Source organism: Streptomyces sp. NPDC046909, assembly GCF_040644695.1.
In the GTDB taxonomy this organism is placed as follows: domain Bacteria; phylum Actinomycetota; class Actinomycetes; order Streptomycetales; family Streptomycetaceae; genus Streptomyces.
In genome coordinates this window covers 967,993-976,708 of record NZ_JBEYXC010000002.1, presented here as the reverse complement: position 1 = coordinate 976,708, position 8,716 = coordinate 967,993, and the positions used below count along the sequence as shown (strand labels likewise).

General features: G+C 70.1%; 8 protein-coding genes and 1 pseudogene. 7 read left to right on the top strand and 2 right to left on the bottom strand.

Annotated features, from left to right (window positions below; translation table 11 throughout):
* Both ABZ928_RS08625 and ABZ928_RS08620 read left to right on the top strand, forming a co-directional pair.
* A pseudogene (locus ABZ928_RS08625) lies at nucleotides 1-140 on the top strand (formyl-CoA transferase); the annotation flags it as partial.
* Nucleotides 140-694, top strand: a complete 555-nt coding sequence (locus tag ABZ928_RS08620) for a carbonic anhydrase (protein ID WP_361516112.1) — start codon at nucleotides 140-142, stop codon at nucleotides 692-694. The pseudogene ABZ928_RS08625 and the gene ABZ928_RS08620, both read left to right, overlap by 1 nt.
* 36 nt (nucleotides 695-730) lie before the next feature.
* Here ABZ928_RS08620 and ABZ928_RS08615 read toward each other — a convergent pair whose 3' ends face one another.
* Nucleotides 731-1,423, bottom strand: a complete 693-nt coding sequence (locus ABZ928_RS08615; protein WP_361516110.1) for a GntR family transcriptional regulator — start codon at nucleotides 1,421-1,423, stop codon at nucleotides 731-733.
* A 246-nt stretch (nucleotides 1,424-1,669) separates the two neighbouring features.
* Between ABZ928_RS08615 and ABZ928_RS08610 the strand changes: the two genes are divergently transcribed.
* Nucleotides 1,670-2,482 carry an acyl-CoA dehydrogenase family protein gene (locus ABZ928_RS08610; protein WP_361516108.1) on the top strand — a complete coding sequence of 271 codons (813 nt, stop codon included), beginning with the start codon at nucleotides 1,670-1,672 and terminating at the stop codon, nucleotides 2,480-2,482.
* Between the two features lie 40 nt (nucleotides 2,483-2,522).
* On the opposite strand, the gene ABZ928_RS08605 is transcribed toward ABZ928_RS08610, so the two are convergent.
* Nucleotides 2,523-3,212, bottom strand: a complete 690-nt coding sequence (locus ABZ928_RS08605; RefSeq protein ID WP_361516106.1) for a GntR family transcriptional regulator — start codon at nucleotides 3,210-3,212, stop codon at nucleotides 2,523-2,525.
* Between the two features lie 262 nt (nucleotides 3,213-3,474).
* Between ABZ928_RS08605 and ABZ928_RS08600 the strand changes: the two genes are divergently transcribed.
* The 4 genes from ABZ928_RS08600 to ABZ928_RS08585 are packed head-to-tail and all read left to right on the top strand — an operon-like array spanning nucleotide 3,475 to nucleotide 8,654.
* Nucleotides 3,475-3,948 (top strand): formate dehydrogenase subunit gamma, encoded by a 474-nt coding sequence (locus ABZ928_RS08600; protein WP_361516104.1) that lies wholly within the window; start codon nucleotides 3,475-3,477, stop codon nucleotides 3,946-3,948.
* Between the two features lie 2 nt (nucleotides 3,949-3,950).
* Complete coding sequence (locus tag ABZ928_RS08595) at nucleotides 3,951-5,627, top strand: NADH-ubiquinone oxidoreductase-F iron-sulfur binding region domain-containing protein (RefSeq protein WP_361516102.1); 1,677 nt, start codon at nucleotides 3,951-3,953, stop codon at nucleotides 5,625-5,627.
* Entirely contained in the window at nucleotides 5,624-8,440 is a 2,817-nt protein-coding gene (fdhF, locus tag ABZ928_RS08590; RefSeq protein WP_361516100.1) for a formate dehydrogenase subunit alpha, read from the top strand. The genes ABZ928_RS08595 and fdhF overlap by 4 nt, the downstream gene beginning before the upstream one ends.
* Nucleotide 8,441: 1 nt before the next feature.
* Nucleotides 8,442-8,654, top strand: coding sequence for a formate dehydrogenase subunit delta (locus ABZ928_RS08585; protein WP_361516098.1), 213 nt, complete (start codon nucleotides 8,442-8,444; stop codon nucleotides 8,652-8,654).
* The last annotated feature ends 62 nt before the right edge of the window (nucleotides 8,655-8,716 follow it).

Sequence of the window (8,716 nt, the reverse complement as noted above, 5' to 3'; positions counted from 1 at the left end):
ATCCCCTCAAGCTCTCCGACTCCCCCACCCGTATCACCACCGCACCCCTGCTGGGCCAGCACACCGAAGAAATCCTCATCGGCGAACTCGGCCTGAGCGAAGACGAATTGCCGCTCCTCAAGTCGCAGGGGGTCATCTGATGTCGACTCGCGCTTCCCGTGTCGCGGGACCGCCCGTCGGCGACGGCAACACCGACACCGATACCGTCATCGATCGTCTCGTCGCGGCCAACCGTGCTTATGCCACTGGATTCGTGGACCCCGGGATGGGTGCGCGCCCTGTCCTGCGGGTGGCGGTCGTGGCCTGCATGGACGCTCGCATCGACCTGCACGCCGCGCTGGGTCTGGAACTCGGCGACTGTCACACCATCCGCAACGCCGGGGGCGTGGTCACCGATGACACGATCCGTTCTCTGACGATCAGTCAGCGGGCCCTCGGTACCCGCAGCGTGGTGCTCATCCATCACACCGGATGCGGGTTGCAGACGCTGACCGAGGAGTTCCGGCACGAGCTGGAGATGGAAGTGGGGCAGCGCCCGGCCTGGGCGGTGGAGTCCTTCCGGGACGTCGACCAGGACGTACGGCAGTCGATGCGGCGGGTGCGTACGTCGCCCTTCCTGCCGTACACCGACGATGTGCGGGGCTTCGTGTTCGACGTCACCACGGGTCTGCTGCGGGAGATCGACCTGCGGTAGTGAACGTCCGTATCGCTGATCGCGGCCGGCCGTGGCTCACCTGCCACGGTCGGCCATCGCCGCGATCTGGGCGCAGTAGAAGTCGGTGGTGTTCGCGGTGTGCCGGCGCATGAGCTGCTCGGCGCGCTCGGGGTCGCCGTCGGCGATGGCCTCGATGATCCGCGCGTGCTCGTTCCAGGCGTCGGTGCCGCGGGGCTTGGCGATGGGCATGTAGTACCAGCGCACCCGTCGGTCGACCTGGGGGATGAGCTCGGCCAGGACCGCGTTGCGGGAGAGGTGCGTGATGTGGGAGTGGAGGGCCGCGTTGGCCTCCACGATGGCCCGGGCGTCGCCCGCCGCGAGGGCGGTGAGTCCGGTCTGCTGGAGCTCCCACAGCCGGGCGACGTCGGCGGGGCCGGCGTGCTCGGCGGCGCCGTGCGCGGAGTGGGTCTCCAGGACGGCCCGGACGCTGAGGAGTTGGGCGCACTCCTCTGCCGTGGGGGAGTGCACGAAGGCTCCCTGGGAGGGGCGCAGGTCGACCCAGCCGGCGGTGTGCAGCCGTTGCAGGGCCTCGCGGATGGGCTGGCGGCTGACCCCGAGGTGCTCGGCGAGTTCGGCTTCGACCAGGTGCTGGCCGGGCTTGAGCGAGCCGTTGATGATCAGCTCGGTCAGGGCGTCGTACACGGCCTGGCGCAGTGGCGCGGGCCGGGTGATGGGGCCGCGGGCTGTCACGGTGGGTGTGTCGGACATGGACCCTCTCCCTCGTTCGACTGTGGACGCGCGGACGGCGGGACGGCGGACGGCGGACGCGCCGAACATCGACTACGGGATACTGAGTTTAGTATGCAATAGCCATTCTCGTGCGGCCTGCGGTGAGTGGCAATGGAAATTGGCTCGCCCGACCCCTGGCGCTGGATGAGGCATGCAGAATACTGTATGCAATCAATCGTCGCCGCGTGATCGCGGACCGGAAACCACTCCCGAGGGGGTCACTCCGTGTCGTACCGCACCGCTCTCACCGAAGTCCTGTCCCGTGTCGTAGCCCCCTGCGCCGAACTGACCGGCGCGGAAGGGAGGTTCCCCCGCGGTGCCGTGACGGCTCTGGGTGCCACCGGGCTGCTGGGGCTCACCGTCTCCACCGAGTTCGGCGGCGCCGGACTCGGGCTGCCGGAAGCCGCCGAGGTCGTGGCGCGGACCGCGCGGGTCTGCCCGGCCACGGCCGCCGTCCTCCAGGCCCACTACACGGCGGTCGCCGTCGTCGAGTCGTACGGCGGCCCCTGGGTGCGCGGCGAGATCGCCGCCGGGCGCCACCTCGGCAGCCTCGCCCTCGCGGAGACGGAGGGCGGCATCCGGGAGCAGGCGCTTCTCGCCCCTGCTTGCAGCGCCGTCCGCTCAGGCGGGGTGGTCGCGCTGCGGGCGCGTAAACGTCAGGTGGTCGCGGCGGGGGAGGCCGACAGTTACGTATGGTCCTCACGGCCGCTCGGTGTGCGGGACGGGCTGAACCTGTGGGTGGTTCCGGCGCACGCCCCGGACCTGTTCGTCCCGGCCCGGCCCGATGCCCCTGACGCCGGGGGACCGCCCGGCAGTGCGACGTCCACCGTGCTCGCCGACCCGGTGCTGGTCCCCGCCGAGGCGATGCTCGGTGCCGACGGCGGCGGACTCGACATCCTGCGGCGCACGGTCCTGCCGTGGCTGCGCGAACTGCGGGCCGCGGCGGGAGCGGAAGGCGCGGAGGGGTTCCGCGCGTCCGCCGATCTCCTGGCGGCCGACCGTGCCCGCCGTCCCGAAGACTCCCTCGCCCCGTCCTGAACTGCCGTCCTGAACTGCCGTTCAGGGGCGGCCCGTTCGGTCAGTCCTGGCCGGCCCCGGCGCTGATCTGCTTGCGGTAGAAGCCGGTCGTGCGCTCGGTGTGCTTGCGCATGACCTCGCCCGCGCGGTCCGCGTCGCCCTTGGCGATGGCCCTGATGAGCTGAGTGTGCTCGTTCCAGGCCTCCTTGCCGCGGGGCTTGGCGATGGGCGTGTAGTACCAGCGGACCTTCTGGCCCACCTGCGCGAGCAGTTCGGCCAGGACGTCATTGGCGGCCATGGAGGTGATGAAGGCATGCAGAGCGGTGTTGGCCGCGACCAGACGCTCGACGTCGCCGGCGGCGAGCGCGTCGACGCCCTCCTGCTGGAGCTCCTGGAGGCGCTCGACGTCCTCGGGCTTCGCGTTCTGGGCGGCGAGCTGGGCGGAGTAGGTCTCCAGCACCGAGCGGACGCCGAGGAGTTGGGCGGCCTCCTCCTCGGTGGGGGAGTGGACGAACGCGCCCTGGGCGGGCCGCAGGTCGACCCAGCCGGCCGTCTGGAGCCGCTGCAGGGCCTCGCGCACCGGCTGGCGGCTGACCCCGAGGTGCTCGGCGAGCTCGGCCTCGACCAGGTGCTGGCCGGGCTTGAGGGAGCCGTTGACGATCAGTTCCGTCAGGGCGTCGTACACGGCCTGGCGCAGTGGTGCCGGGCGGGCGACGCGCCGGGACGCTGCGGCCGTGAGTGCCTCGCGCATGGTTGTCCCGTTCTGCCGCCGGGGCGACGGCTCTGCCAAGAGGAAGCCGCCGAGAGGGTTGCCGACGGCGGCGTCAGCATACAGGTTTTGGTATGCAACATGGCGTGGACAGTCGGCGGTGAGAGTGACCCCGGAGCCATGGTCGAGCCTCAGCCTCGGTTTCCCTGCGACTGTCGTCTGTATACAGAAGCCTGTATGGGGTATTGTCTCAGTCTCCTGCATTCCCTCGCCGGGGACCCGTGTCACGGAAGGCGAAGCGATCATGACGACCAGCGGGAGTGAAGTGACGGTCGAGAACGTGGTCCGAAGGGTGGTGGCCGACCACCGGGGTCAGCGCGGCGCACTGCTTCCCGTACTGCACGCCGTACAGGCCGAGTTGGGCCATGTGCCGCAGGAGGCGATACCGGTGCTCGCCGACGAACTCAACCTCTCCCGGGCGGACGTCCACGGAGTGGTGACCTTCTACCACGACTTCCGCCGCGAGCCCGCGGGCCGCACCACGGTGCGCATCTGTCGCGCCGAGGCCTGCCAGGCACTGGGCGCCGACCGCCTGGTGACCTACACGCGCGAGGCCGGACTGACCCTGGGGGAGACGACCGCGGACGGTTCGGTCACCGTCGAGCAGGTCTTCTGCCTCGGCAACTGCGCGCTGGGGCCGTCGGTCGAGGCGAACGGACGGCTGTACGGACGAGTCGGCCCGGCCCGGCTGGGCTCGATCCTCGACGGGACGGTCTGATCATGAGCCACTCCACGCACTCCGCACACTCCACGCACTCCGCACACTCCACGCACTCCGCACACTCCTCGCCCTCCGCGCACTCCGCGGCGACGGTCTACGTCCCCCGCGACTCGGCGGCCCGGTCCGTCGGCGCGGACGAGGTGGCCGCCGCACTGCAACTCGCCGACCTGCGCGGTGACTTCGCCATCGACGTCGTACGCAACGGCTCGCGCGGCATGCTCTGGCTGGAGCCGATGATCGAGGTCGTCACCCCGCAGGGCCGCGTCGGCTACGGCCCGGTGGCCCCCGAGGACGTGGACGAACTCCTCGCCGCCGGACTGCTCGACGGCGCGGAGCACCCGCTGCGGCTCGGTCTCGTCGACGAACTCCCCTGGCTGGCGAGCCAGAATCGCGTCACCTTCGCCAGAGTCGGCATCACCGACCCCCTCTCACCCCAGGACTACGTCGAGCACGGCGGCCTCGCCGGACTGCGCGCCGCCCTCGCCCTCGCCCCCGCCGACGTCGTCGCCCAGGTCACCGAGTCCGGACTGCGCGGCCGAGGCGGCGCGGGCTTCCCGGCCGGTATCAAGTGGAAGACCGTGCTGGAGTGCGCCGACGAGCTGAAGTTCGTCTGCTGCAACGCCGACGAGGGCGACAGCGGGACCTTCGCCGACCGGATGGTCATGGAGGGTGACCCGTTCCTGCTCATCGAGGGGATGACCATCGCGGCGCACGCGGTCGGCGCGAGCGAGGGGTACGTCTACATCCGCTCCGAGTATCCGGACGCCATCGCCACAATGCGCGCGGCCATCGAACTCGCCCGGGAACAGGGCTGGTTGGGCAAGGGCGTCCTCGGCTCCGCGCTCGACTTCGACCTGCACGTGCGCGTCGGGGCGGGCGCGTACATCTGCGGCGAGGAGACCTCCATGCTGGAGAGCTTGGAGGGCAAGCGCGGCATGGTCCGCGCCAAGCCGCCGATCCCGGCGATCGAGGGCCTGTTCGGCAAACCGACCGTCGTGAACAACGTGCTGACGCTCACCACCGTGCCCGTCGTCCTCGCCCAAGGCGCCCAGGCCTACCAGGACTTGGGCGTGGGCCGCTCCCGCGGCACCCAGGTCTTCCAGCTCGGCGGCAACATCGCCCGCGGCGGCATCGTGGAGACGGCGTTCGGGATCACCCTGCGCGAGCTGATCGAGGAGTACGGCGGCGGGACCCGCACCGGGCGCCCGGTGCGCACCGTCCAGGTGGGCGGGCCGCTCGGGGCGTATCTGCCGGAGTCGCAGTTCGATCTGCCCATGGACTACGAGGCGTTCGCCGAGGCCGGGGCGATGCTCGGGCACGGCGGCGTCGTGGTCTTCGACGACACCGTCGACATGGCCGCGCAGGCCCGCTTCGCGATGGAGTTCTGCGCCGAGGAGTCCTGCGGCAAGTGCACACCGTGCAGGGTCGGTTCGGTCCGCGGCGTCGAGGTGATCGACCGCATCGTCGCCGGTACGCACCGGGACGAGAACCTGGCCCTGCTGGAAGACCTCTGCGACCTGATGACCGACGGCTCGCTGTGCGCGATGGGCGGACTGACCCCGATGCCCGTGCGCAGCGCCCTCGCCCACTTCCCCGACGACTTCCACGGCGGCCGTCGACTCCTGGACATCCAACCCGTGAACGCGACCGGCGTGAGGACGGAGGGCTCGGCATGAGCCTGCTCAAGGAACCCGACTTCGGAACCCCCGAACGGCCCGGCCCGGCAACGCTGTCGGTGGAGATCGACGGCCTGCCCGTCACCGTCCCCGAGGGCACCTCGGTGATGCGTGCCGCGGCCCAAGCGGGCGTCGACATACCCAAGTTGTGCGCCACCGACAGCCTGGAGGCGTTCGGCTCCTGCCGTCTGTGCGTGGTCGAGATCGACGGCCGCCGCGGCACCCCGGCGTCCTGCACCACCCCGTGCTCCGACGGCATGAAGGTGAGCACCCAGACACCCAAGGTGGAGAAGCTCCGCCAGGGCGTCATGGAGCTCTACATCTCCGACCACCCCCTCGACTGCCTCACCTGCCCCGCCAACGGAGACTGTGAACTCCAGGACATGGCAGGCGTGGTGGGCCTCCGTCAGGTCCGCTACGGATACGAGGGCGAGAACCACCTCGACGCCGAGAAGGACACCTCCAACCCGTACTTCGACTTCGACCCCTCCAAGTGCATCGCCTGCTCGCGCTGTGTCCGCGCCTGCGGCGAGGTCCAGGGCACCTTCGCGCTCACCATCGAGGGCCGCGGCTTCGACTCCAAGGTCTCCCCGGGCGCCGGCGAGACGTTCATGGACTCCGAGTGCGTCTCGTGCGGTGCCTGCGTCCAGGCCTGCCCGACGTCCACGCTCCAGGAGCGCTCGGTCGTCGAACTGGGCATGCCCACCAGGTCGGTTGTCACCACGTGCGCCTACTGCGGCGTCGGCTGCTCCTTCAAGGCCGAGCTGCGCGGCGACGAACTCGTGCGCATGGTCCCCCACAAGGACGGCGGAGCGAACGAGGGCCATTCCTGTGTGAAGGGCCGCTTCGCCTTCGGGTACGCCACCCACCCCGACCGCCGGCTCAAGCCGATGGTCCGCGACCGGATCACCGACCCCTGGCGCGAGGTCGAGTGGGACGAGGCGATCGGCACGGTCGCCCGGCGGATGCGCGAACTCCAGGACCGCTACGGACCGAACTCCGTCGGCGCCATCACCTCCTCGCGCTGCACCAACGAAGAGGTCTACGTCGTCCAGAAGATGGTCCGCGCCGCGTTCGGCAACAACAACGTCGACACCTGCGCCCGCGTCTGCCACTCCCCGACGGGCTACGGCCTCAAACAGACCTTCGGTGAATCGGCCGGCACCCAGGACTTCCGCTCGGTCGCCGAGGCCGACGTCATCATGGTGATCGGCGCCAACCCCACTGACGGACACCCGGTGTTCGCGTCCCGGATGAAGCGCCGGCTGCGCGAGGGCGCCGAGCTCATCGTCGTCGACCCGCGCCGCATCGACCTCGTGCGCTCACCCCACATCGAGGCCCGGCACCACCTCCAGCTGCGGCCCAGCACCAACGTCGCCGTCGTCAACGCGATGGCCCACGTCGTCGTCACCGAGGGCCTCGTCGACCGGTCCTTCGTGGACGCCAGGTGCGAAGGCTTCGACGAATGGGCGGAGTTCGTCGCCCGACCGGAGAACAGCCCGGAAGCGGTCGAGCCCATCACCGGTGTCCCCGCCGCCGAACTCCGCGCCGCGGCACGGCTGTACGCGGAGGCGCCCAACGGCGCGATCTACTACGGCCTCGGCGTCACCGAGCACAGCCAGGGCTCCACCATGGTCATGGGAATGGCCAACCTCGCGATGGCCTGCGGCAACATCGGCCGCGACGGTGTCGGCGTGAACCCGCTGCGCGGCCAGAACAACGTCCAGGGCTCCTGCGACATGGGCTCCTTCCCGCACGAACTGCCCGGCTACCGGCACGTCTCCGATGACGCGGTCCGCACCGTCTTCGAGAACCTCTGGGGCGGAACTCTCCTCGCGGAGCCGGGACTTCGCATCCCCAACATGTTCGACGCGGCCATCGACGGCACCTTCAAGGGCCTGTTCGTGCACGGCGAGGACATCGCCCAGTCCGACCCCAACCTCCGGCACGTCACCGCCGCGCTGGAGGCCATGGAACTCGTCGTCGTCCAGGACCTGTTCCTCAACGAGACCGCCAAGTTCGCCCACGTCTTCCTGCCCGGCGCCTCGTTCCTGGAGAAGGACGGCACCTTCACCAACGCCGAACGCCGGATCAACCGGGTGCGCTCGGTGATGAAACCCAAGGCGGGCAAGCACGAGTGGCAGATCGTCAGCGAGATCGCCACCGCCATGGGCTACCCGATGGCGTACGACCATCCGAGCCAGATCATGGACGAGATCGCCTCGGTCACCCCGACGTTCACCGGCGTCTCCTTCGACCTCCTCGACAAGCTGGGCAGCGTCCAGTGGCCCTGCAACGAGCAGGCGCCCGAGGGCACTCCGATCATGCATGTGGACGAATTCGTGCGCGGCAAGGGCAAGTTCGTCGTCACCTCCTACGTGCCGACCAACGAGCGCAGCACCCGGCGCTTCCCGCTCGTCCTGACCACCGGGCGGATCCTCAGCCAGTACAACGTCGGCGCGCAGACCCGTCGTACGGGCAATGTGGCCTGGCATCCCGAGGACATCCTCGAACTGCACCCCCATGACGCCGAGGTCCGCGGCATCAAGGACGGCGACCTGGTCACCCTGACCAGCCGGGTGGGGGAGACGACACTGCACGCGGAGATCTCCGACCGGATGCCCACCGGGGTCGTGTACACCACCTTCCATCACCCGGTGACCGGCGCCAACGTGGTGACCACGGAGAACTCCGACTGGGCGACCAACTGCCCCGAGTACAAGGTGACCGCCGTCCAGGTCGGCCTCGCCCGCGCGGACCGGCACAGCGACACCGAGGTCACCGAGAACGACCTCGTGACAGTGGTGGACTGAGATGACCGCCACCGTGCCGTCCGAGCGCCGGATGGCGAACGACATCGCCCGCAACCTCGGCCACCTCCCGCGGGAGCGGGCCGCGGCGGAGATCGCGGGGCACATCGGCAGGTTCTGGGACCCGCGCATGCGCACCAGGCTGTACGAGTACGTCGACGCCGGCGCCGAGGAGCTGGACCCGCTGGTGGTCGCCGCGGTACGCCTCCTGCGCTGAAGAGCCGCGCCTGCGGCCGCTGTCGGGACGTACAGCGGCCGCAGGCGCCTTTCGCGTGAGCT

Bases quoted from the DNA above. Each gene is read 5' to 3' on its own strand.
- ABZ928_RS08620 (WP_361516112.1), top strand. From the start codon at position 140: ATGTCGACTCGCGCTTCCCGTGTCGCGGGACCGCCCGTCGGCGACGGC.
- ABZ928_RS08615 (WP_361516110.1), bottom strand. From the start codon at position 1,423: ATGTCCGACACACCCACCGTGACAGCCCGCGGCCCCATCACCCGGCCC.
- ABZ928_RS08605 (WP_361516106.1), bottom strand. From the start codon at position 3,212: ATGCGCGAGGCACTCACGGCCGCAGCGTCCCGGCGCGTCGCCCGCCCG.
- ABZ928_RS08600 (WP_361516104.1), top strand. From the start codon at position 3,475: ATGACGACCAGCGGGAGTGAAGTGACGGTCGAGAACGTGGTCCGAAGG.
- ABZ928_RS08595 (WP_361516102.1), top strand. From the start codon at position 3,951: ATGAGCCACTCCACGCACTCCGCACACTCCACGCACTCCGCACACTCC.
- fdhF (WP_361516100.1), top strand. From the start codon at position 5,624: ATGAGCCTGCTCAAGGAACCCGACTTCGGAACCCCCGAACGGCCCGGC.
- ABZ928_RS08585 (WP_361516098.1), top strand. From the start codon at position 8,442: ATGACCGCCACCGTGCCGTCCGAGCGCCGGATGGCGAACGACATCGCC.